Genomic DNA, 23,676 nt, shown 5'->3' with positions numbered 1-23,676 from the left:
ATCGTTCATCGGATGACCGAGGTCACCGGCACGTCGTGGCGGGGTACGCCGCTGTCGTCTGCATCGTGACCGACCTACCGCCGATCTCGGCGGTCGCCGTGATCGAGACCTCACCCGCGCTGATCGCCGCCTGCCTGGTCGCCTGCGACTTCGATGCGGTCCTGCCGGCGTCGACGGTGAGGTGCGCCGTGCCGAACGCCGTCGTCACGGTGACGGCGGCCGCCGCATCCGATCCGTTGCGCACGGTCGTCACCAGTGTCGCCTTGCCGGCCGCGCAGCGAACGGAGGCCGTCGCCGAGACGTCGAGCCCCGATTCCCTCACGATCGTGAGCGTGTAGGCCTCATTCGTCGAGTGGTCCTGGGCGTAGGACGTCACCGTGACCACGGTGGGAGCGTCGCCGGCCTTCACCGGCACCGTGCGCGACGCGGTGTCGTCGATGAGGATGCCGTCGACGTAGACGAGCCCGCTCGGGACCGCCGGATCGGCGTCGAGGGAGATGCTCGCCGCGTCGGCGGGCACCGTGATCGTGTACGCGGTCGTGCCCCCGTCGAAGGCCGGCGACAGGGTCCCGCCGTCGACCTCGAGCGCGCGCAGCGCAGCATCCGTCGCGTAGTGATCCGACAGCGAGGTGTACACGCCGTACACGCCGCCGACGAAGCTCGATCCGTTGCCCTGGAACCGCACGGTCACGACGGGGATCTTCTGACCGTTCGCATCGAGCACGTACTGCCCGTTCTGGTCGCGCTTGTAGCTGTCCCGAGCCGCGATGCCGTCGAGCACCGCCTGCGGGATGCGGTCGTACTGGATGTACCAGGTGGTGGCGCCCTTCGCATTCGTGATCTGCTCGTGCCCCAGCAGCACGTCGTTCAGGTACACGTCGAAGGTGCGCCCATTGTCGCCGCCGTAGTACCGCACGCCCAGGTAGTTCGCCGGAGCTTGCGGATCGACGATCATGTCGTATTGGAAATACGCGTCGGTCGCGCGCTGCCCGTCGCGGTAGCCCTGCCCGTTGAACACCCCGACCGACGACTTGTTGTAGCGGTAGTTCTTGTCGGCTTCGCTGTTGTTGTTGTCGAAGGAGGTGAGCGAGTCGATCGTCGTCTCATCGACGCGCAGCTGCTGCTTCTGCGTCAGGATCATCGCCTGCGCCTCGGCCGAATCGGGCTGGACGAGGGTCATGTAGGTCGCGTAGCGGGCCCCGTACAGGCTGTAGTACGGCTCGAAGACGAGCGCCGCCGACGCCGGGTCGACCCCCTGCAGCGCGAACCGCATGGTGGTGCGGCCATTGCCGTTGGGCGCGTCGTCGAGGCGCACGACGTTGTTCGCGGCATCCGCCTTCCAGGCCTGCGCGTCGGCCACGACCACGTTCGAGTTCAGCGACTTGTCGGCCGTGCTCATCTGCACGAGCACGCCCGCTGTGTAGCTCGCGTCGACGTTCGCGCGGCTGAGCTCGGTGGCCAGCAGCACCGGCCCGTAGGTGAACGCGACCCAGTTCGGGTTCTCGGTGCCGTCGCTCACCGTGACCTGCGCCGGGAGCGTGTAGACGAGCTCGTCGCCGGCCGCGACCTCGAGCGTCAGGTATCCGTTCGAGACTGCGCCCAGATCAACCGGTTCTCCGTTGCGGGTCAGGCTCGGGGCGACGGCCCACGAGGGAACGCGCAGTCTCAGCACGGTTCCCTCGGCGACCGCTGCGCCGTCGAGAGCCGCGACCGAGATGCGCACGGTCGGGTCGGCCGGCACGTTCGCGTTCTGCGTGATCTGCACCCCGTGGGCCTGGTCGCGGTAGACCGAGCTGTAGAACTGGTTGACCCACACCCCGTCGGCGTCGGTGAAGTACATCGAGTCGCCGAGCTTCGTGAAGCTCTCGATGCCCGTGCCGTGGTCGCACCAGAACTGGTCGAGCGGGGTGCCGAACACCTTGGCGTAGCCGGCGGCCTGGGGCTGGAAGTACGTCACCATGCCGGTCTCGGGGTTCTGTGAGGCGAGGATCGTGTTGATGAAGGTTGACTCGTAGTAGTCGGCGTACTTCACCTGGTGGTCGACCGCGAACAGCGCGTGGGTGAGCTTGAGCATGTTGTACTCGTTGCAGCCCTCGGCCGTCGAGTTCTCGCCGTACCCGGTGGTCACCCCGTTGGTCGCGAATGCGTAGAGGGTGTCGACGTCGTGGAAGTGCTCCGACTGGCTGTTCGCGCCGTTCGCATACGTGTGGTCGTCGACGACCATCTGCCAGAAGCGCTGCGCCGCCGTGAGGTACATCGGCAGCGCGGTCTTCTCGGCGTCGCTGAGCGTGGCGTACAGCGCCGGGTCGTCCATGAAGACGGTGTAGCGCTTGAGCGCGCCGATCAGCTTCGGGATCGTCGTGTTGGCGTGCAGGCCGTTCAGCACGTCCTGGCCGTTCGCGAGCCGCTGGAACAGCGCGACCTCGTCGAAGTACTCGGCGGCGCGCTTGTGGTCGGGGCTCTTGGTGATCGCGTACAGCTCGTAGAGCGCCTCGTTCATGCCGCCGTACTCGGTGTTCAGGATCGAGGCCGGGTTCGCGAGGGAACCCGCGTAGTTCTTGACCCAGGTGCCGAAGCCGGATGCCACGCTCAGCGCATCGGCGGCGACGTCGGCCGGCGCGTACTGATGCGCATCGAGGAGGCCCGCGAGCACCTTGTGCAGGTTGTAGAACGGCACGAGGAGCCCGTCGGCGCCGCTGGGCAGCGCGCTCAGCGGGAACGGCGCGATGTATCCGGCACTGGCGGGGTGGGCCGCGGCCCATGCGTCCTGCACCTTCTTCAGCCCTTCGACCGCCGAGGTGAGCTTGGCGAGCAGCTGCGCCTTGATGCCGGAATCCGTCGTGGTCGCGTACGCCTGCGACAGCGCGGAGATGTAGTGCCCGAAGAAGTGCCCGGTGAAGCGGGTGCCGCTCGAGCGCTCCCAGCCGCCGTATCCCGACGAGGTGGTCGGCGTGAGCCCGGCCTGCGTGTACCAGGAGTAGAGGAACTTCTCGGGGTCGAGGCTGAGCAGGTAGTCGATCGTCTTGCCGTTGGCGTTCACCAGGTAGTCGTCGGTGATCGCCAGGTTCTCCAGCCCCGCGTCGCCGAGGTACTGGGACGCCGACTCGCCCTCAGGGGCGACGGTCACGGTGAAGTCGCGAGTCACGACGGAACTCCCTCCATAGCGGGCGGATGCGGTCAGCGTCACGGTGCGCGCGCTGTCCGTCGGCAGGGTGACGCGGGCGATCCCGCCGTCGACGGCGATCACCCCGCTGTTCGACGAGGCCCAGCTGATGGCGCTGCCCGAGCCGCCCTCCGTGGCCAGCGCGAAGTCGGCGGCCGCGGCGCCGGGCACCGCGATCGCGGCGAGGTCGGACTGCGCGACCGTGCTCGGGTCGAAGCCCGCGTCGCCCCGCTGCGTGAGGGTCACGACGTCGTCGATCGTGGCGACTCCGTCGAACAGTGCGTAGTCGTCGAGCAGGCCCTTGAGGTGCGAGCCGTTGTACTGCGGGCCGTTGTAGCCGAGCGTCTTGACCGAGGTGCCCTCGGAGCCGAGGACGCCGGATGCCGTCTCGCTGACGGCGTACTTGACGGTGCTGAGCTGTCGCACGCCGTTGCGGTAGAACTGCACCTCCTTGGTGGCGTGGTCGTAGCTCGCGACCACATGCGTCCACGTGCCGGCGGGGAAGAACGAGGAGCGGCTGCCCGCGACCGCGACCTTGTAGGGCTGCCCGGTCGAGGGGCCGATCGAGAGCGCGAGCGGAGTCGAGTCGTTCTCGCTGGTGAGATACCAGCCGTCGGAGTTGTAGACGGTCTTGCTCCATGCGAAGACCTGCTCGCCGGTCATCGCGACGCTCGGGTTGTACCAGAACGACACGGTGAGGTCTTCGGGCTGCAGGCGCGCATCCGTGCCGAGACGAAGCGCGGTCGCGCCGTCGAAGGAGAAGGCCCGACCGCGCAGGCCCGGGGCGTAGGCGGCAGCCCCCTTCTGCACGGTGACGGCGGCAGCGAGGCTGCTCGTGTCGGCGAGCGAGCCGTCGAAGCCGAGTTCGAGCACCTTGCCCGATTCGACGCTCAGCCCGGCCTCAGCCGAGGCTGCGGGTGCGATGCTGAGGGCGGCACTGCCGCCGATCAGCACGGCCACGGTCAACGCCGCGGCGCTGCGGACGTCTCTTCTGACGGACATGTCTCTCGTCTCTCGCTCAGCCGGCGCAGGTGCGCGCGGCGTAGTCGGCTGTCACTCGGGTGCTGGTGCCCTGCGCGGTCGCGGTGACCGTCACCTGACCTGCGGGGATCGACGTGAGGCGCGTCGTGGTCGTGCGGCTGATCTTCTTGCCCGAGGCGATCGTGCCGGCATCCTGCGTCCCGTACGCCGTGGTCAGCGACACGGCCACCGCTGCGCTGCCGGTGTTGGCGACCTCGGTCACGATCACGACCTTGCCCGCCACGCAGCGCGTGGTCGCGGTCGCCGTGACGCTGAGCACGGGGGCCGTGACAACGACCTGCGCGGTGACCGTGATGGTGGTTGTGCTCGACAGCGTGCGCTCGGGCGCGTTCCACGCGGTGGAGCCACCCGCTCCTGTCCACGTGTTGAGGTTGGCGCCGATCGTGCGCACCGTGCCCGTCACCGGATAGGTGCCTGGCGTGGCGAGGTCGACGGACGCCGTGTTCCAGGCGACCGGCTGCGAGGCGGTTCCGCGGCCGTACGCGAGCGCGACCTCTGCGGTCGCCGGGAGCGCGGCGGACAGCTCTTCCGCGCCGGCGCCCGCCGTGAGCTCCACAGCGCCGAGATCACTCGCGACGGCTGCCGCCGCATCCGCGGCCCGCACCCGGTCGTAGTCGGCCTTGGTCAGCGAGATCACGCCACCGTGCTTGGTGCTGGGCGACATGAAGAAGGTCGGGGAGTTCAGCTGACTCCATCCGGCGTCGAGGTCGGTGGTGACCAACGGCCGGTAGCCGGTGCTCGGGATCACGTCGACGTACAGGTACCACTTCTCGTCGCTGTGGCTCTTGAACACCGCCGGGCCCTCGACGCCGCCCGCGTTTCCGCCCGCCCACGCCGCGCCGATCTTCGTCTGCAGCGTGGTCCACGCCGTGCCGCTCTCCCACCAGCGAGGGGCTGTGGTCGACTCCATGTAGATGCCGTTGCCCTTGCCGTTGTCCTTCGTGATCCGGTAGGTCGTGTCGCCGTCCTGGATCATCGTCGTGTCGATCGTGTTCGCTCCCGTGTTCACGAAGTCGCCGCCGTAGGAGTACGTGGCCTGCGTGAAGTCGGTGGTCGCGCCCCAGACGACGCGGTTGTACGAGGGATCGCTGTGGTCGGCGGTCTGGTAGACGTTGGCCGAGAAGTACATCACGAACGCGCCGCGGCCTCCGGGATGACCCTCAGGGTAGTAGTCGTCGACCCACAGGGCCTCGGGCGCCCAGGCCATGCCGAGCTCGGCGACCTTCGCGCCCGCGCTGTCGAGCGCCGTGTCGAAGCTCCGCGGCGCGCTCCAGGTGACGAGGTCCGTCGACTCCCAGACGATGAGCTTCGTGCTGGCGCTCTTGGTCCAGTAGCACCAGCTCGTGCAGGATCCGGAGCCCGAGTCTCCGCCGAAGACCCTGAGGTCGGTCGCGATGATGTAGTACGTTCCGGTCTCGGGGTTGCGGGTCAGGAACGGATCGCGCACGCCCGTCGTGCCCAGCTGCGAGGCGAGGATGGGCTTCCCGCCGTTCAGCGGATCCCACTGCTCGGGGTCGTCGCCGCGCGAGATGTCGAGGTAGATCTTCTCGGCGTAGCCGGCCGAGTCCTCGATGAAGTGCACCATCAGGTAGCCGTAGTCGTCGGACTGAGCAGGGGCGGGCTCGATGGTCACTGGCACCTCTCGGGAGACGGCGACACCGCGCACGGTCGCGGTGGCGGTGAGCGTGGTCTGCACGGCGGGTGATCCGGCCGCGGGCCGGCGGACGGATGCCGTGCGGCCGTCGGCCGCCACCGTGATGTCGGGGTTCTGCGACGACCAGGTGAGAGCCGCCGTGCTGGACGACGGCAGCGTCGTGGTGGAATCGTCGAGCGTGAGAGCGCTCAGGGCATCGACAGCCGACTGCGCATACTGCTGGAAGCCCGCGGAGTGCAGGGCTGCGTCGGCCGTCGAGACATCGGCGACCTCTGCCGCCGTGAGCGCCCGGTCGTACACCCGGAAGGTCGACACCTCGCCGCGGAAGAAGGGGTCGGGGTATGGCGAGCGACCGATCGCGTTCACGGTCTGGGACGTGAGGGATGCCGGTGTGAGCGTGGTCGGGGCCGAGCCGAGCAGCTGTCCGTCGACGTAGAACGAGATCGCGCCTGCATCCCCGTCGATCACCGAGGTCACGCTGTACCAGCGGCCCGCAGTGAGGGGACCTGCGCCGCGCGCGTTCTTCTCGCCCCCGTTGCCGCTGGTGGTGATGGCGGTGCGAGGGGTGTCCTTGAGAGAGGCGAACCAGTACGAACTGGTGCTGTCGCTGCCGATGTTCCAGAGGAAGTGCCAGGCCTGGAGCATGGAGGCGTCGAACTTCGTCTCGATCGTGACGGTCGCGGAGTTCTCTCCCGCGAGGATGCCGTCGGGCAGTCGCACCCAGTCGGCCGTCGTGCTGGTCTTGGCGCCGCCGGTGAAGGCGAGCGAGCTGCCGGTCCACAGCGCGTCGGTGCCGTTCACGACTGTCGCAGGTCCTGCTCCCGAGCCCGCCGAGTTCGCCACCGAGGCGCCACTCGTCTGCGTGAACAGGTACTCGGCGACGAGCCCGCTGCGGGGAGCGGCTGCGTCCGCGGCGGCCGCCGGCGAAACCGGAGAGACGGTGAAGGCCGAGGCGGCCATCGATGCGAGAACCAGGGCGGCAACGGCGCGAAAGCGCGACGGCACGGTACGAGACTTCGTCATTGAGAGCTCCAGATAAGCGTGGCTTGTTACCGGTAACCAGGAAACCTAGCACATGAGGCGAATCCCCCACCAGGGCGAAAACCGAAGCCGGTGGCTTTTCGGTGCGGCCCTGTCTTTCCGCCTATGTGTCCGCTAACATTCCGATGAGCCCACCCGAGGGCCATCGAAACCGCCGCCCTGTCGCGGCGCGCCGTCAACGACGACAAAGGAGCTTCCGCCATGAGCGCACCCACCCCACCACCCCGCCGGCGCAGACTCCTCGCCGCCGGCATCGCCGGCGCTCTCGCGGCGTCCGTCTGCGCCTTCTCTCCTGCTGCGGCCGTCGCCGCCGACGTTCCGGCGCCCACAGCCCACTACGACATGTCGCACGCGGGCAACGCCCTGCTGGACGTCTCGGGCAACGGTCGCAACGCCACGCTGACCGGCTTCACGGATGCGTCATTCGTCGACGCCGGCGGCGACGCGGTGCTGCGTTTCAAGAACGACGGCTACGCCGCGCTCCCCCAGGGTCTGGTCACGGGCGCCGACAACGACTTCACGGTCGAGTACACGGTCGCGACGCAGACGGCGGCGAACCAGTTCGGCTGGGTCATCGGCAACGGCGTCGGCGCGTGGAACACCACCGCGCTCGGCAACCACGTGTTCGTGAACCCGCGTTCGGGCGAGAGCGCGTACAGCAACCAAGTGCTCTCCGGCATCCGCGTGAAGACCGGCACGAGCAACGGCGAGGTGCGCCTGCCGGCCGGCGGCGGCCTGAACCCCGGCTTCACGACCCTCACGATGGTCGGCAGCGGCAGCACCCTGACGCTGTACCGCGACGGCCAGGTCATCTCCACCGTCTCGCACGCCTACAGCCTGAGCTCGATCGTCCCGGCATCCGGCACGCTCGGCTACCTCGGCCGCTCGCTGTACACCGGCGACGCCCTGCTCAAGGGCGACGTCACCGACGTGCGCTTCTGGGACAGCTCTCTGACCGCCGAGCAGGTCACGGCGAGTCAGCCGTCTGCCGCCGAGAAGTCGGCCACGACGCAGGCGCTGCTGCGCGGCGACCTGCTGCCGATCATCAAGGGCGCGAACGCGTCGCTTGACGCGGTGCGCAGCAACCTCACCTTCCCGGCGTCGTCCAACGGCGTCGCACTCAGTTGGTCGTCGTCCGACACCTCGATCGTCTCGAACACGGGCGTCGTCTCGCGTGCGCTCACCAGCGACACCACCGTGACCATCACGGCGACGCCCGCCTCGGGGGCGCCCATCACGTTCTCCGTGACGGTCGTCGCCGCATCCGCATCCGCCGATCTCGATGCGATCAGCCTCGCTTCGCGCACCACCGAGAACCTGCCGCTCATCACGAAGGGCTCGGTCGACGGCTCGGCCATCACGTGGACCTCGTCGGATGCTTCGCTCGTCACGCCGACCGACCCGGCCTACACCGCCCCCGCCGTCGGCGCCGCCGACCCCTACCGCGGCGGCGGCATCGTCGAACGGCCCGCATACGGCAGCGGCGACCGCACCGTCACGCTGACGGCGCACGCGACCCTGAACGGCGCGACCCTGTCGCGCGACTACACCGTGAGCGTGGCCGAGCACGCCCGCACCGCTCCGGATGCCGGCTACGCCAGCGCGTACTTCAAGTCGGACAGCGACGAGAAGATCTACCAGGCGGCGACCAGCGGCAACGACTTCTTCACGTTCGCGCCCGTGAACGGCGGCAACCCCGTGATCACGTCGACCGCCGACACCAAGGGTCTGCGCGACCCGTACATCCTGCGCGCGCACGACGGCGACAAGTACTACATGGTCGCCACCGACCTCTGCATCAGCTGCGGCACCGGGTGGGGTCCTGCGCAGTCGGCCGGAAGCCTGAAGATCGAGGTGTGGGAGTCGACCGACATGGTCAACTGGACCCGCACGAACGGCGAGAACACGGGCATCACGATCAACCAGCCCGAGGCCGGCATGACCTGGGCGCCCGAAGCCTACTGGGACGACGCCCTGCAGTCGTACGTGGTGTTCTTCGCCTCCCGCAAGTACTCCGACGCGAGCCACACGAACACCGACAACCTGTACGCGCGCATGTTCTCCGTGACGACTCGCGACTTCAAGACGTTCACGTACCCGCCCGCCACCTGGCAGGACACGGGTTACGCGCGCATCGACTCGACCGTCACGAAGATCGGCGACTACTACTACCGGTTCACCAAGAACGAGGAGTCGGGCGCCGCAGGCACCCTCGAAGCGGGCAAGGACATCTTCCTGGAGCGCTCGAGCGTGCTCACCGCGCCGACCACCTCGTCGAACTGGAGCGCCGACCCGACGAAGACGTGGCAGCTCACGGACACGCACATGACCAGCCTCGAGACCGGTCAGTCGGGTGAGGGTCCCGAGATCATCAAGCTCAACGAGGGCGACCCGAACAACGCCTCGGGCGACGGCTACGTCTTCCTCGTCGACAACTACGGCGCCGGCGGCTACCGCGCCTTCGTGACGACCGGCGAGCAGATCGCCTCGAGCTCGCAGGCCGACCGGCTCTCGCAGCGCTCCGGCTGGAACGTGCGCCCGGCCGGCGGACTCCCGGCGAGCCCGCGGCACGGCGCCTTCGTGAGCGTTCCGCAGAGCGTGCTGACCGCCATGAAGAACTGGACCACGATCGCCGCGGTGGCCTCCACCACGACACTCGAGGTGACCGGTCGCGAGGCTGCGGCATCCGTCACGGCCGCCGACGGCGGCGATGTCGCCGGCACCGTCACCTTCGCAGGCGGCGCATGGACCACGACCGTCGCGCTCGTCGACGGCACGGCCACCGCGACCGTGCCCGCAGGCGTCACCAGCGTCACGGCGACCTACGACGGCTACCGCGACGGTCTCGTCACGACGTCGGCCTCTGCCGCGGCGCCGGTCGGCTCCTTCGCCGTGAACGCCACGGCCGCCGTGCGATGCGTCGCAGGCAAGGGCCAGGTGCTCGTCACGATCGCGAACGCCTCCACGGTCGCCGCCCAGGTGACCGTCTCGACCCCGTACGGCACGAAGAGCGTCGCACTCGCGGCCGGAGCCACGAGCTCCGTCGCCTTCGCCACCCGCCTCGCCGCGGTTCCGGAGGGCACCGCCACGATCACCGCGACCGGGCCCGCAGGTCAGAGCCACAACAGCACGACCGCCATCCCCGCAGGTCTCTGCGGCTGATCGGAGAAGAGAGAATGACAAATCTGCTCGCCGCGAGCGCCCGCAAGACGGCGGCCGTCATCGCCGCCGCCGCCACCATCGTCGCGATCGGGGCGGTGAGTTCGCACACCGCCTCGGCCGCCGCCGAGGGCCCTGCCCCTCTCATCCACTACTCGTTCGACTCGGCCGCAGGCGGCACGGTCGGCGACCTCTCAGGCAACGGCTACGACGGGGTGATCAAGCAGTCGGGCGCCAGCGTGGCGGGCGGCCAGCTCACCCTCCCCGGCGGCGCCAGGGCCACGGCCGGCTACCTGGAGATCCCGACGGCGGGGCTCGTCGGCAAGCAGCAGCTGACCGTCTCGACGTGGCTCACGGGCCGCTCGGGACCGGCCAACACGGCCGCAGCGTTCATCGGCGCGCCGGTCGCGTCCGGCGCGAGCTATTCGAGCGCCTACTGGCTGCTGAACCCGACGAATCCCAGCGGCTACGTGAAGTCGGTCCTCACCAACACGGTCAGCGCGACCGCTCCGTGGGGCACCGAGGTCGGCGCCGGATCGACGAACGCGGCGACCTCCGGCATCAAGACGCCCGCCGGCCTGTCGCTGTACACGACGGTGATCGACGGTGTCGCGGGCACCCTGACCACGTACGTCAACGGCACGCAGATCTCTGCAGTGCCGATCGCCCGCAACATCTCCTCGTTCGGCTCGAACCTCGTGTCGTATCTGGGTCGCTCGACCTACAACGACCCCGGCTGGGCCGGAGACGTCGACGACTTCGCCGTGTACGCCACAGCGCTCAGCGCGTCGGATGTGACCTCGCTGTACACGGGTCAGGCTCTCGATCGTGCGGTCGCCGGGGTGACCGTGCCGGGGTCGGCGACCTCGTCGTTCACGCTGCCGACCAGCAGCAGCGGAGTCTCGGTCTCGTGGGCCTCCGACAACGCGGCCATCCAGGTCTCGGGCGGCACGGCGACGGTCACACGTCCGTCGGCCGGATCGGCGGATGCCGTGGCCACCCTCACCGCCACCTTCACGGTGGGCGGGGCGACGACCACGCGCACCTACTCGGTGACGGTTCCTGCCGAGCTCTCGGATCAGGCGAAGGCGGATGCCGACCTCGCCGCCGTGTCGATCAGCGGAGCAGGCGACGTGCGCACCGCGCTCTCGGTCGCGACGGCCGGGGCGAACGGATCGTCCCTGAGCTGGTCGGTCGTCTCGGGGACCGCGGTCGCATCCATCGAGGAGGGCGTGAAGGCCGGGTCCGCGACCGTGGCGATCACGCGTCCCGCCGGGGCCGACGCGACCGTCGTGCTGGCTGTCACCGCCACGGTCGGGGCGGCCACCGCCTCGAAGCAGATCACTCTGACCGTGAAGCAGGCGCCCACGGCATCCGCTGAGAAGGAGGCCTACGTGTGGGCGTTCTTCACCGGCGAGGGCGCAGGGGCCGAGCGTGTGAGCCTCGCCGCCTCGAAGGGCAACGATGCGCTGCGCTGGAACACGCTGAACGACGGCGAGCCGATCTTCACGTCCACGCAGGGCACGACCGGTCTCCGCGACCCGTTCATCATCCGCTCGCACGAAGGCGACAAGTTCTACATGCTCGCCACCGACCTCAAGGTCGCGGGGCTCGCCGGCGGATTCACGACCGCGCAGATCTCCGGGTCGCGCGCGATCGAGGTGTGGGAGTCGACCGACCTCGTGAACTGGTCGGCGCAGCGCCACGTCGAGGTGTCGTCGGCATACGCCGGAAACACCTGGGCGCCCGAGGCCTACTGGGATGACGAGATCGGCCGCTACGTCGTGTTCTGGGCGTCGAACCTGTACCCGACGACCGATGTCGCTTCGCGCACCGCCGTCACCTACAACCGCATGATCTACGTCACCACCGACGACTTCGTGACCTTCTCGGAGCCGCAGATCTGGTCTGACGTGAAGCGCGGCACCGGCCTCGGACTCATCGACTCGACGGTCGCCGAGCACGACGGCACGTATTACCGCTTCACGAAGGACGAGGCGTCGATGACCATCCGCGAGGAGAAGTCGACCGACCTGCTCGCGACGATCAGCGGCACGCTGCCCGGCACGAGCGGGGCTGCCGACGAGTGGACCCTGGTGCAGGAGAAGATCGCGACCGGTCTGCCGAACGGCGAGCCGGGCGGGACCTACTCGAGCGGCGAGGGGCCGAGCATCTTCCCCTCGAACCCCGGCGACGTGAACGGCTTCGACTGGTACCTGTTCATCGACCAGCCGAACTATCACGGCGGTCCGAACCACTACATCCCGTTCGGCTCGACCGACATCACGAACGGCGCCTCGTGGCAGCCGCTCGGCTCGATCCTGCGCGAGAACCTGCCGCAGAACAGCGACGGCGGAAAGCCGCGGCACGGCACCGTGATCCCGGTCACGCGCGCCGAGTACCAGACGGTGCTCGAGGGCTTCGCCCCGGAGATCGCGGTGACCGAGGTCGCGCCGATCACGGCATCCACCCGCGCCGGCACCGCCCCGGTGCTGCCGAAGGCGACGCTCACGACCGCGAGCGGCGCGACGTCGACGGTCGACGTCTCGTGGGAGGGCGTCGACCCCGCCGACTACGCGGCCGCCGGAACGTTCACGGTGCGCGGCATCGCGCAGGACGCGTCGCGGATGCCGGTCACGGCGACCGTGACGGTCACCCCCGGAATCAGCCTCGATCTGTCGACGCGCTGCGTGGCGGGCAAGGTCGTGGTCGCAGCGACCGTCGCGAACGCCGGCAGCGCCGCGGCGCATGTCACCGTCTCCTCGGCGTACGGCGAGAAGGTCGTCGACCTCGCGGGCGGCAAGAGCACGACCGTGACGTTCAGCACCCGCGCGGCGTCCGTCGCATCGGGATCGGTGCAGGCATCCGTCGACGGTGCGACCGTCGCGACCGCCGCCTACGGGAGCCGCACATGCTGAAGCACGTGCGCGCCGCCCTGCGGGTCGCGCTCGTCGCGGCCCTGGCCGTCGGCGGCCTGACCGCCGCCGACGGGCTGCAGGCCCCGGCCGCCCAGGCCGTCGGCGAGGACACGTTCACGAATCCGATCGCCCCCGACACCGCCGACCCGACCATCGAGTTCTACGACGGCAACTACTACATGGTGTCGACGACGTGGAACAACCAGGTCATGATGCGCAAGGCGCCGACGCTCGAAGGGCTCGGCACCACGAAGCCCGTCACGGTGTACTCCGACACGAACACGGGGCGCAACGGCAACATGTGGGCGCCGGAGCTCAAGCGCCTGAACGGGCCGAACGGCTGGCGCTGGTACCTCATGTACACGATGGGCGTCTCGGGCAACTACGGCACCCAGCATCTGCAGGTGATCGAGAGCGCCGCCGACGACCCGATGGGCCCGTACACGTACAAGGGCCGTCCGCTGCCGATCGACGACTGGAACATCGACGGCTCATACCTGGAGCTGAACGGCGAGCTGTTCATGGTGTGGTCGGAGTTCGCACCGGACGGGCTGCAGAGCAACTACATCGCCCGGATGACCAACCCGTGGACCGCGACCGGACCGCTGAACATCCTGTCGCAGCCGGTCGAGTCGTGGGAGACGATCGGACAGCCGGTGAACGAGGGGCCGATCGCTCTGCAGCACGACGGTCGCACCTGGATCACGTACTCCGCGAGCTTCTGCGGAACGGCCGACTACCAGCTCGGCACCCTCGAGTACACGGGCGGTGATCCGGTGCTCGCGGCGTCGTGGCGCAAAAGCGACGGTCCGGTGTTCTCGCAGGCGAACGGCGCCTACGGCACGGGTCACAACGACTTCTTCACCTCGCCGGACGGCACCGAGACCTGGAATCTGTATCACGCCAATCCGACGGCAGACGGCGGATGCAGTCGTCAGCGCACGGCCCGCGCGCAGATCGTGACGTGGCGCGCCGACGGCGAGCCGGACTTCGGCGTGCCTCAGGCCACGACGACGCCGCTCGCGGTACCGAGCGGCGAGAACGGACCGATCACCGCGCAGCTCGAGGGCGCGCGGTGGAACCTCGTGAGCCGCAGCACGGGTCAGTGCGCCACGGTGTCGACGGATGAGGACGGTGCGGCGCTGGTCGCCGGGGACTGCTCCTCGACGCGGTCGCGGTTCGTGCTCGACAGCACGGGCGACGGCTACCTGCGCATCGTGAACGCGGTGAGCGGCAAGGCCCTGGGGCCGGCATCCTGCTCTGCTGCGGCGGGCACTGCTCTCGAGCAGACCCCGTTCCGCACCACGGGCTGCCAGCAGTGGTCGGTCGCGCAGACGACGGGCGGATGGTCGACCCTCACGAACCGCACGAGCGGGAAGGCTCTCACCGCTTCTGGCGGTGCCCTCGCGCAGTCTGCGGCCGACGGCTCTGCCGCTCAGGACTGGTCGCTGCGTCCGGCTGGGGTCGTCGTCGTGACGTCGATGGTGTCGGGCAAGGCGCTCGAGGTTCCGGGATGCTCGACGACTGACGGGGCGATCCTGCAGCAGCGCGAGTACACCGCGGCCGCCTGCCAGAGCGTGACGTTCACGGCGGCGGCGAACGGCGAGTCGGAGATGCACCTCGGGTCTGCGCCGGAGAAGTGCCTCGCGGTGACAGGCGGATCGTCGGCCGACTCGGTCGCGGTGACTCAGGGAGCGTGCGGCATCGCCGGCAGCACCTGGAGGCTGCAGGTATCGGGTGACGGCGTCGTGGAGTTCCGCAACGGCGCGAGCGGCAAGGCGCTGGATCTGTCGTTCTGCGCGCTGGCCGACGGCACCCGCGTGCACCAGTACAGCGTGCTGAACAACGACTGTCAGCGGTTCCGCTTCTCGTCCGTAGCCGTCGACCCGGCGGCGGCGCCGGAGATCGCGGCCTTCGCGACCTCGCGCTGCGTGGCAGGCAAGGCGGTCGTCGTGGCTTCGGTGCGGAATGCGGATGCCGCGACCGTCGCCGTCTCGACGACGGCGGGTTCGTACGGATCGAAGTCTCTGACCGTGGCCGCCGGTGATTCCGCTTCTGCGTCTTTCAACGCGCGGACGAATGCGCTCGCTGCGGGTTCGGTGCAGCTCACTGTGCCCGGGGCGACGTTCACGGCGGCGTATCCGGCGAAGACGTGCTGAGCATGTGACAGCGATCGAGTCGCGCAGATGGCCCTGTTTCGAGTTGAAGCAGGGCCATCTGCGTGCTTCGAGTCCGCATGGTGTCAGTGGATGCTGCCACCATGCGGGGATGGATATCAGACGGTTGCAGGACGAGATCGAGGCCGTGTCAGCGCTCTATGCCGAGCGATTCGGGATCGATCGCGTCGACGACTGGCTGATGCTCAAACTCGGCGAAGAGGTCGGCGAGCTCACCCAGGCGTATCTCTCGCAATCGGGGCGGTCGCGTGATCGGGGTCGCACGGAGGCCGAGCGCGAGCAGGACTTCCGGTCCGAGCTCGCCGATGTCCTCGCCCAGGTGCTGATCGCGCAGAGGTTCGACGTCGACCTCGTCGATGAAGTGAGTCGCAAATGGCTCGTGCGGCGGCGGGAGTAACGCAGGCCGCGTCCTGCGCAACGTTCAAATGGGGCAACGCTCCGGTGAAGTCCTCGAGAGGCAAGATGCGCGCTCCAGCGCGCCGTTCGTTCAGAAGGGTGGTGGTTGGTCGTCGTTCACCGGTGTGCGGGTGTTCGGTGGTGGGGGTGTGTCGAGGTAGATCTTGCGTGTGGGGCTGGTCCAGGAGAAAGTTCCGCCGTCGAGTTGTTCGACGGTCCAGGGTGTCTGGTGTTTCAGGACGTGGTGGCGCCTGCACAGGGCGCCGAGGTTGTGTGCGTCGGTCGGGCCGCCTGTCGCCGCATCGGTCGTGTGGTCGATGTCGCAGTCCCGGGCGAGGTACCCGCATCCGGGGAACCGGCATCGCTGGTCACGGGCTCGCAGCCACCGCCTCAGCTCGGCGGAGGGCCGGTATCGGTCGACCGCGAGGACGGCGCCGGTGATCGGATGGGTGAGCACACGATCCCAGCCCGGAGCGTCCGCCGCGAGGCGTCGGGCGGTGGCCCCATCGATCGGCGTGCTGCCGTCGAGCTCCGCACACGGCCCGGTCACACCCAGAAGCGCCGTCACCGGGATCGTCACCGACACCGCACCGGTCACGTCGGCGAGCAGCCCGTCCGGGTCGTGTCCGGCCGGCGCGCCGGTGAGCAGCAGATCGAGGGCGAGGTCGGCGCGGATCTCGTCGAGGCAACGATCATCGCCCGCCTCCCGGCGTGCCGTCGCGTCGGAGAGGATGCCGAGCCCCATCGCGGTGAGCCGGTCCGACGCCCCGTGGATCAACGCGGCCGGCCCGAGCACACTGAACTCCGCCATACCGTCGGCCCGGTCCTTCACCCAGATCCTGCGCGCCCTGCGCGCACCGCGGTGCCGGTCTTCGAGGCTTCGCGGGCGACGGCGCTCAGCCGCCCGGCGGGCGGCCCGCCCGACCCGAGACGGAGACAGCCCCGGAACCTGAACAAGGCCGACCATCTCCTCGGCGTACCCGTCGCGGTCGGACTCGTCATCGAGATGAGCGCCCGCGTCGACGATCGCCCTCGCCTGACCGGCGGTGACCACGCCCGCACCCTGCGCCCGCCACACCGCGGGGAACAGCGTCACCTTCGCATCCGCATCCACCATCCGTCGCTGGATGGAACGGTCACTGGACTGCAACGCGACCGCGAACTCCGCAGCGACCGCCCGCGCGGCGAGATCCATCGCATCACCCGCATACGAGTCGGGAAGGCCCGGATCTACGGCAGCCGCCGCATCCGCCCCGATCTCGAACGACAGCCGCGCCCCGACCGCCAGGAGCCCCTCCTTCACCGCGAGCAGCTGGCTGATCGTCCGGTCGACATCGACGAGCATCCCGGTGACCGCGCCCAACACGCCCACCTGCTCGTCGCTCAACTCGACCAGAACCTTCATATCCCCATCATGCTCGGGACCACCGACATCCCCCGCCCAGATCAGACCCGAAAACGCACCCGAAGATCACGGAAACATAACGAACTTCGAACCCATCCGTTTCGTCTCGCTGCGCTCGCTCAACGACCAGGGGCAGGAGACCCGCGCCGACTCACGTGACGAAGTCAGGCGGAACCTGCAGATCGAGACGAATGCGCGCGACCAGCCCTCCCGCTCGGCGTGTCGGCACGTGGGATTCGCGAAGATGTTCTCTGGTTCGCACGCGTCTCCGTGCGCCGCGAGCCCTGGCTTGCAGGAAGAGACAGGAGAGTGCCATGCGTCAGGTGGAATTCGACCACGCCGGAAGCCGCATCCGGTGGACCGAGGTGCCAGGAGCAGAACCCGCGCGGGTGTACCTGCACGGCCTGGGCTCCATGTCCGCGGTGTATCACGCGCATGTCGCCGCACGCCCGGAGCTGTGCGGCCGCCGCAGCCTGTTCCTGGATCTTCCCGGCCATGGGATCAGCGATCGTCCCGCCGACTTCGGCTACACGCTGGACGACCACGCTCACGCGGTCGCCACAGCCATGGACCACGCGGGCGTCGCCGCGGCTGAGCTCATCGCCCACAGCATGGGCGGTGCAGTGGCTCTCGTGCTCGCGCACCGCCGGCCCGATCTGGTGTCCCGATTGGTGCTCACCGAGGCGAATCTCGACCCGTTCCCTCCGCCCTCAGCGGGGAGCAGCGGGATCGCCGCGTTCGACGAGGACGAGTTCGTGGACAGCGAGTTCGCGCGGGTGCTGGAGCGAGTGGGTCCGGAATGGGCCGCGACGATGCGCTTGACCGACCCGCGAGCCCTGTACCGCACGGCGGTCGGCCTCCGGAAGGGCTCCGAGCCGATGATGCGCACCATCCTCGAGGAGGCCGCGATCGATCGCATCTATCTCCAGGGGGAGCAGACAGGGGCACTCGAGGGCCGGGAGGGGCTGGAAGCCGCCGGCGTGCGAGTGGTGACAGTGCCCGATGCCGGGCACAACGTCATGTTCGACAATCCCGACGCCTTCGCTGCGGCGATCGCCGGGCGATTCTGACAGCGGGTGCGACGCCCGGTCAGCGCACGGCGTGTGCCGGACTGTCCACGACCTCGGCAAGTCGAGTGACAGCGCTCACGAGCCCACGGTTCTCGGCAGCGCCGCCTCCGCCGCCTAAGGCGAATCTCCGGCGCGCATAGCTGTAGGCGATGCCCGTCTCCGGATCTGCGAACGACTGCGCTCCGACGGCGCCGCTGTGCCCGAACGCGCGGGGGCTCAGCGAGGGATAGCGGGACGCCTGCGCCTCGAAGCCCAGAAGGAAATGGCCGGCTTCCCCCGTCACGAGATCGACGCCGCTGCCGTGGGGGCGCGTGAACTCCTCGATGGTCTCCGGAGCGAGCAGCGGCCGCCCGCCGTCGATGCCGGTCGTCGCGGCCGCGTACATGCGGGCCACGCCGCGGGCCGTCCCGATGCTCCCCGATGAGGCCGGCCCGCGCCTGTGCACCACCGGATCGTTCCCGAATGCGACCAGATCGGTGGGCTCCGGGGCGTGGAGGTTGAAGGCGATCGCGGTGAGCGAATCCGCCGGTGGCCGTGGGGTCGCACCCCGCTCGGCGGCGGTCAGCGGCGCAGCCTCGAGGAACCTGGGCTCCTCCGCGACCGGGAGGCCGAGATGGAAGTCGAGATCGTGGGGCCGGCGGATGCGCGCGTCGAAGACCTCCTGCAGCGTCTGGCCGGTGGTCCGGCGCACGAGTTCGCCGACCAGGGCGCCGATGACGAACGCGTGATAGCCGTGAGCGGTGCCCGGCGCCCACCACGGCTCCTGGCCGGCGAGGCGCTCGGCGAGCCGACGGTCGTCGGAGAGCTCGTCGACCGTGAACCCGCCTGGCACGCCGATGAGCCCCGCCTGGTGTGCGGCGAGTTGGCGCACCGTGATCCGGTCCTTGCCGGCGACCGCGAACTCGGGCCAGTACTCCGCCACGGGTCGGTCGAGTTCGATCACCCCGTCCTGCACGAGCAGTGCCAGCACGAGGAACGCCGCCCCCTTGCCGGTCGAGAACAGCGCGAGAAGCGTGTCTCCGGTCATCAGTCCCCCGGTCCACAGGTCGGCGACGGGCCGCCCCCGGTGGTACACCGCGAGCTGGGCCTGAAGCCCCGGCTCGTTCGCGGCCGCTTCCGTGAGCGCGTCGCGAAGGGGCGCGAACCCGATAGACGTCCACCCCTGGATCTCGGCTGCAGACACGATCATCATCCACCTCTCGCCGGCGCTCGACCATCGGCGCCTCGTCACGTAGAATATAGTCATATTCAGTGACAGTCAAGAAAGGTGACTAAATGGCGAGACAGAGCCGCAGCGCTCGGAAGAGCCAGGAGCCCGACATCGGGATCCTCGCCGCGCGGATGCTGCATCGCTTCCAGCGGGCGATGTTCGACAGACTCGCGGACGAGGACTTCGGCGATCTTCGACCGCAGCACGGGGCCGTGCTCGCCCACCTCGACGAAGAGGGCAGCCGCGCCGTGGACCTGTCCCAGCGATCCGGTGCCCACAAGCAGGTCGTGAGCAAGCTCGTCGAGGAGCTGGAGGTTCTCGGCTACGTCACCCGGCAGCCCGACCCGGCCGACCGACGGGCGAAGCTCATCGTCCCGACCGAACGAGGGCTGCGACAGATGCGTCGCTCCGACGAGATCGCGGCGAGCATCGAGGCGGGCCTGCGTGACCTGATCGGAAGCGAGCGCTTCACCGCCCTGAAATCCGACCTCCAGCGCCTCGCGTCCGGACCACCGGAGCAGAGTGCGGGGGCAAGAGCGTCGCGCGGGACCCGCTGACAGCCGATCCCGCGCGACGCAGGACTCATCAGCCGCAGGTCTTCGCCGCGAACGCCGCGTCCGCGGCATCCGTCACTGTCACGATGCCCGCCGGCGCCGACGCCAGCCGGGTCGAGAACGACAGGGCCTTCACCGCCCCGGCGGCGATCTTCACCGCGGGCTTCGCTCCGTACGGCGTCGTCACATCCACCGTCACGGCGTCCGCACGCGGGTTTGTCACAGTCACCGCCACCACGACCTTGCCCGCGACGCATCGAGGGGAAGCCTCGGCGGTGAGCGGCGCGGGCGAGGTCGTGGCGACCGCGAACGCGTCCCATACCAGCGGCGACTCGTCGAACTGCACCGCGAGCCGGAGATCCGCACTCGGCGTCAGGTCAGCGGGAAGCGTCAGACTCCCGCGCTGCTGAGCGTCCAGCTGCACCGACCCTACGAGCCGCGCCACCCCCGCCTCGTCAAGCAGGTAGGCGGTCCCGACCGCGGATGCGTGTCGAGGAGCGCCCGAGGCGAACGCGACCGACGCGTCGATCGTGATCGTCGCCCCCGCTGCGACCGTGTCTGCCGGCACCAGATCGGCGGATGCTCGAACCGGGGTCAAAGCCGCGGATGCCGGTGCCTGCTGCACGAGCTCCCACTCCTGGGAGCCGTCTGTCGTCGCGTTCTGCAAGGTGAGGAACGCATCCGTCGTCGACCCGGTGATCAGGAGCGTCGCGTTCTTCGCGGCCTGCAGCTTCATCCGCCCTGCGCCGGCATCCACGACGATCCACGGTCCGGTGCTCCCCTCGTCGACCCACTGCCCGATCCGCTGACCGGCCGTCGCGCTGCCGGTCCAGATGGCGGCCGCCCGGCCGCCCGAGGCGTTGAGCAGGGTCTTCGTGCCGTCCGGCTTGGTGGCGAGGTGCCAGAGCTGCGTGGCATCCCCCGCCCGCGCCGTCTCGAGCCGCACATCGGGGACATCGCGCGCTCCGAGGTTCGCATCGTTGCTGTGCCCGCCGGTTCCGATCACCTGGCCGGTCTTGCGGTTCACGAGCTGGTAGTACGCACCTTCGCTCCGCCCGATGTCGACGTGCGCGCGCTGGATCACCGAACCCGCGGTCGCACCTCCCCAGGTGGCATGCAGGATCACGAGGCGGCCGGTGCCCTCGACGTACTGCATGGTCCGGCTGTATCCGCCGCCGACGGTGGTCTGATACTGCACCCACTGCCCGGTGCTCGAGCCTGAGGCGTTCACCCACACGCTCCCACTGCCCGACGCGTTGTACGCGATCCGCCCGTCGGGAAGCGTCGTGATGACAGGGCTGCCGCCTGTCGAGAGCGTCCTGCTGCCCGCTTCGACCGGAAGCGTCGAGATCGGGATGCCGTCGGCGTCCCCGTCTCGGAAGAACCCCATGGGGTCGTCGGCGATCTTGTAGCGCACGTTGTCGCCTCCGCCGAAGTACTCGAAGGTGAGGAACCACCGGCCGTCGCTCGTCTCGGCGACCGTGGTCATCCCCGGACGCCCCTGGCCGATCACGGTCCTGCCGTCAGGCATCGAGCGGCTGCCGCCGGACACATCCACGACCGGTGCACTCCACGACGCTGCGGTGCCGTCCCAGGTGCGATGCACGAGGATCTGGTTGCCGGAGTCCGGCGCTGTATCGTTGTCGGCGGCGAGCGCCGGCACGCCCGTCGCGGGGTCGTACCCGGTGTAGTCGTTCTCGTCGGAGTAGTAGGCGACCAGCATCCCGTCGCGTGCCAGAAGGTGCGGCTCCCAGAGCGGGTCGACCTGTCTGGCCGTGTTCTTCGCCGAGATCGCCGAACCGATGTTGCCGGCCGAGCCGCCCTGCCATCCTCCGGTGGCGATGATGTCGACGAACGACCAGTCCTGGCCCTCGTCGGTGCTGGCGTAGAGCGCTATCGCCAGATCGCGCCGGTCGCCGTCGTTCGTGGGCTCCCAGTTCGGATCGGCGGCCTTGCGCTCCACGTAGTACTCGTCCTCGCCCGAGACGACGGTCGCGAGCAGCACGGTGCCTGCGGAGAGCGACCCGACGTCCTGCGGCAGCACGTAGAGGTAGGGATTGGTCCAGTTGCTCGTGTACTTCGCGACGGCCGGGTCGTCGGACATGAAGGCCGGGGCCGCCACCTCGGCGAGCGGCTGCCAGGTCTCGCCGTCGTCGTCGCTCTTCATCACGGGCAGCGTCTGCCCGACGGCGGAGCCGGATGCCGGCACGGTCGACTTCTCGTAGGCCATCAGCAGACGGCCGCTGTCGAGCTGCGTCGACTTGGGATAGATGATGCAGTTGCCGCGGCCCTTGAGACACGGGTCCGAGCCGAGAGCAGCCACTGTGCCGGGGGCCGCGTCGTAGGCCTGGGCGGTCGCGACGGGGGCGAGGGATGCGCCGAGCAGCGCTGCGGTCGCACCGAGCGCGCCGAAGATCCGTCGCAGGGGTCGGGACTTCGTCGTCTTCATTGCCTCTCCTTCGAGGTGGTGAGTATTTCGAGATGTGATCGAGAACGGCCCGGGCGGTCTCCCGCCCGGGCCGCCCGGTGCTACTTGTTGACGTCGAAGCCCTGATTGCTGCCGTAGCCGACGAGGTTCTTCTGCCATGCCTCGAGACCGGCGTTGAGGTCGCTGCGGTCGTTGTAGGCCTGGCCCACGGTGTCGGGGAACACGCTGTTCGCGTAGACCTGGAACGGCAGGTACTCCCAGCCCTCCGCGACGTTCTGCGATGCGTCCACGAGCACCTTGTTGATCTCCTGGCCGCCGAAGTACTCCGGCGTCGCGTTGAGGAATTCGTCGTCGTTGAGCTGCGCCACCGTCGACGGGAAGCCTCCGCTGCCGAGGAACACGTCGATGCTCTCGTCCGAGCTGTTCAACCACCGCAGGAAAGCGGCGGCGAGTGCCGGGTTCTTGGATTGCTTGACCACGGACTGCGCGCTGCCGCCGTTCTCGGCCGTCGTCGCCGAGCCGTCGTAGCTCGGCAGCGGAGCGACGCGCCACTGACCGGCGCCCTCCGGCACCGAGCCCTCGAGGATGCCCGGCATCCACGCCCCGGTGATGAGCGTCGCGATCGAGCCGTTGCCCAGGCCCTTCCACCAGTCGTCCGTCCAGGTCGCGATGGGTGACAGCAGCCCGGGCTCGAGCAGCCGATTCCAGGTGTCGGCCCATTTCTTGGTGCCTGCGTCCTGCAGGTCGATCGTGACCTTCGTGCCGTCGGTCTTGTAGGGCCGGCCGCCCGCCTGCCAGATCAGCGGCTGGGCGAAGCCGGGGTCGCCGGCGTCGTTCGTGATGTACTTCGACGGGTCTGCTGCGTGCAGCGCCTCACCTGCTGCGACGTACTCGTCCCACGTCGTGGGGACCTGCAGTCCGTACTGGTCGAAGATGTCCTCGTTGTACAGCATGACCATCGGGCCCGAGTCCTGCGGCAGTCCGTACAGACCGCCGTTCAGGTTCACGGCCGACCAGGTCGACGCCGTGTACTCGTCTTCGAGGTCGGCGAGTCCGTAGCCGCTCAGATCGAGCAGCCCGTCTGAGAGCGCGAACTGCTGCAGGGCGTAGTACTCGATCTGCGCGACGTCGGGTGCGCCGGATCCGGCGCTGATCGCGTTCTGCAGCTTCGTGTACTCGTCGGTGGCCGTGCCGGCGTTGACTACCTTGACCGTGACGTTCGGGTACTCCTTCATGAACGCCTTCGCCTGGTCCTCGCCGGAGGGCGTCCAGGTCCAGTACGTGATCTCGCCGCCCTTCTCGAGGGCGGCATCGAGATCGGATGCCGTGCCGCCCCCGCCGCCGGTGCCACCTGCCGGCGAGCAGGCTGCGAGGGAGAGCGCGGCGACCCCCGCGAGGGCGAGACCGGCGACCAGACGGGTGCGCCGTGAGTTCTTGTCGTGCATGTGCGTGCCTTTCAC

At 69.1% G+C, this 23,676-nt stretch carries 12 protein-coding genes; 6 read left to right on the top strand and 6 right to left on the bottom strand.

Annotated features, from left to right (window positions below; translation table 11 throughout):
- Nucleotides 1–22 precede the first annotated feature (22 nt).
- Both RS84_RS04225 and RS84_RS18865 read right to left on the bottom strand, forming a co-directional pair.
- Nucleotides 23–4,165: a beta-L-arabinofuranosidase domain-containing protein gene (locus tag RS84_RS04225; RefSeq protein ID WP_052676205.1), complete on the bottom strand. Its 4,143-nt coding sequence runs from the start codon at nucleotides 4,163–4,165 to the stop codon at nucleotides 23–25.
- A 16-nt stretch (nucleotides 4,166–4,181) separates the two neighbouring features.
- Entirely contained in the window at nucleotides 4,182–6,881 is a 2,700-nt protein-coding gene (locus RS84_RS18865; protein WP_082062028.1) for a LamG-like jellyroll fold domain-containing protein, read from the bottom strand.
- Between the two features lie 219 nt (nucleotides 6,882–7,100).
- Between RS84_RS18865 and RS84_RS04215 the strand changes: the two genes are divergently transcribed.
- From RS84_RS04215 to RS84_RS04200, 4 genes are all read left to right on the top strand, one after another.
- Nucleotides 7,101–10,061 (top strand): immunoglobulin-like domain-containing protein, encoded by a 2,961-nt coding sequence (locus RS84_RS04215; RefSeq protein ID WP_045256513.1) that lies wholly within the window; start codon nucleotides 7,101–7,103, stop codon nucleotides 10,059–10,061.
- A 14-nt stretch (nucleotides 10,062–10,075) separates the two neighbouring features.
- Nucleotides 10,076–12,976, top strand: a complete 2,901-nt coding sequence (locus RS84_RS04210; RefSeq protein WP_052676204.1) for an immunoglobulin-like domain-containing protein — start codon at nucleotides 10,076–10,078, stop codon at nucleotides 12,974–12,976.
- On the top strand, nucleotides 12,970–15,135 hold the full coding sequence (locus RS84_RS04205; protein WP_052676203.1) for an RICIN domain-containing protein: 2,166 nt from the start codon (nucleotides 12,970–12,972) through the stop codon (nucleotides 15,133–15,135). The genes RS84_RS04210 and RS84_RS04205 overlap by 7 nt, the downstream gene beginning before the upstream one ends.
- A gap of 109 nt (nucleotides 15,136–15,244) precedes the next feature.
- Complete coding sequence (locus RS84_RS04200) at nucleotides 15,245–15,550, top strand: MazG nucleotide pyrophosphohydrolase domain-containing protein (protein ID WP_045256512.1); 306 nt, start codon at nucleotides 15,245–15,247, stop codon at nucleotides 15,548–15,550.
- A 90-nt stretch (nucleotides 15,551–15,640) separates the two neighbouring features.
- On the opposite strand, the gene RS84_RS04195 is transcribed toward RS84_RS04200, so the two are convergent.
- On the bottom strand, nucleotides 15,641–16,954 hold the full coding sequence (locus RS84_RS04195) for an HNH endonuclease signature motif containing protein (protein WP_045256511.1): 1,314 nt from the start codon (nucleotides 16,952–16,954) through the stop codon (nucleotides 15,641–15,643).
- 314 nt (nucleotides 16,955–17,268) lie between these two features.
- Between RS84_RS04195 and RS84_RS04190 the strand changes: the two genes are divergently transcribed.
- On the top strand, nucleotides 17,269–18,024 hold the full coding sequence (locus tag RS84_RS04190) for an alpha/beta fold hydrolase (protein ID WP_045256510.1): 756 nt from the start codon (nucleotides 17,269–17,271) through the stop codon (nucleotides 18,022–18,024).
- Nucleotides 18,025–18,043: 19 nt separating this feature from the next.
- Here the strand turns inward: RS84_RS04190 and RS84_RS04185 are convergent, their stop codons facing one another.
- On the bottom strand, nucleotides 18,044–19,255 hold the full coding sequence (locus tag RS84_RS04185; RefSeq protein ID WP_200891969.1) for a serine hydrolase domain-containing protein: 1,212 nt from the start codon (nucleotides 19,253–19,255) through the stop codon (nucleotides 18,044–18,046).
- A 44-nt stretch (nucleotides 19,256–19,299) separates the two neighbouring features.
- Here RS84_RS04185 and RS84_RS04180 point away from each other — a divergent pair, with 44 nt between their 5' ends.
- On the top strand, nucleotides 19,300–19,791 hold the full coding sequence (locus RS84_RS04180; RefSeq protein WP_045256508.1) for a MarR family winged helix-turn-helix transcriptional regulator: 492 nt from the start codon (nucleotides 19,300–19,302) through the stop codon (nucleotides 19,789–19,791).
- A gap of 28 nt (nucleotides 19,792–19,819) precedes the next feature.
- On the opposite strand, the gene RS84_RS04175 is transcribed toward RS84_RS04180, so the two are convergent.
- Nucleotides 19,820–22,237 carry an RICIN domain-containing protein gene (locus RS84_RS04175; protein ID WP_082062027.1) on the bottom strand — a complete coding sequence of 806 codons (2,418 nt, stop codon included), beginning with the start codon at nucleotides 22,235–22,237 and terminating at the stop codon, nucleotides 19,820–19,822.
- Between the two features lie 80 nt (nucleotides 22,238–22,317).
- Complete coding sequence (locus tag RS84_RS04170) at nucleotides 22,318–23,661, bottom strand: ABC transporter substrate-binding protein (RefSeq protein ID WP_045256507.1); 1,344 nt, start codon at nucleotides 23,659–23,661, stop codon at nucleotides 22,318–22,320.
- Nucleotides 23,662–23,676: the final 15 nt, after the last annotated feature.

It is taken from the genome of Microbacterium hydrocarbonoxydans (assembly GCF_000956475.1).
GTDB lineage: Bacteria > Actinomycetota > Actinomycetes > Actinomycetales > Microbacteriaceae > Microbacterium > Microbacterium hydrocarbonoxydans_A.
This window is presented reverse-complemented; position numbering and strand designations above follow the sequence as displayed.

What these genes read in the sequence shown, in the direction of transcription:
- RS84_RS04200 (WP_045256512.1), top strand. Translation starts at nt 15,245, where the DNA reads ATGGATATCAGACGGTTGCAGGACGAGATCGAGGCCGTGTCAGCGCTC.
- RS84_RS18865 (WP_082062028.1), bottom strand. Translation starts at nt 6,881, where the DNA reads ATGACGAAGTCTCGTACCGTGCCGTCGCGCTTTCGCGCCGTTGCCGCC.
- RS84_RS04215 (WP_045256513.1), top strand. Translation starts at nt 7,101, where the DNA reads ATGAGCGCACCCACCCCACCACCCCGCCGGCGCAGACTCCTCGCCGCC.
- RS84_RS04210 (WP_052676204.1), top strand. Translation starts at nt 10,076, where the DNA reads ATGACAAATCTGCTCGCCGCGAGCGCCCGCAAGACGGCGGCCGTCATC.
- RS84_RS04170 (WP_045256507.1), bottom strand. Translation starts at nt 23,661, where the DNA reads ATGCACGACAAGAACTCACGGCGCACCCGTCTGGTCGCCGGTCTCGCC.
- RS84_RS04175 (WP_082062027.1), bottom strand. Translation starts at nt 22,237, where the DNA reads ATGAAGACGACGAAGTCCCGACCCCTGCGACGGATCTTCGGCGCGCTC.
- RS84_RS04225 (WP_052676205.1), bottom strand. Translation starts at nt 4,165, where the DNA reads ATGTCCGTCAGAAGAGACGTCCGCAGCGCCGCGGCGTTGACCGTGGCC.
- RS84_RS04195 (WP_045256511.1), bottom strand. Translation starts at nt 16,954, where the DNA reads ATGAAGGTTCTGGTCGAGTTGAGCGACGAGCAGGTGGGCGTGTTGGGC.
- RS84_RS04180 (WP_045256508.1), top strand. Translation starts at nt 19,300, where the DNA reads ATGGCGAGACAGAGCCGCAGCGCTCGGAAGAGCCAGGAGCCCGACATC.
- RS84_RS04205 (WP_052676203.1), top strand. Translation starts at nt 12,970, where the DNA reads ATGCTGAAGCACGTGCGCGCCGCCCTGCGGGTCGCGCTCGTCGCGGCC.
- RS84_RS04190 (WP_045256510.1), top strand. Translation starts at nt 17,269, where the DNA reads ATGCGTCAGGTGGAATTCGACCACGCCGGAAGCCGCATCCGGTGGACC.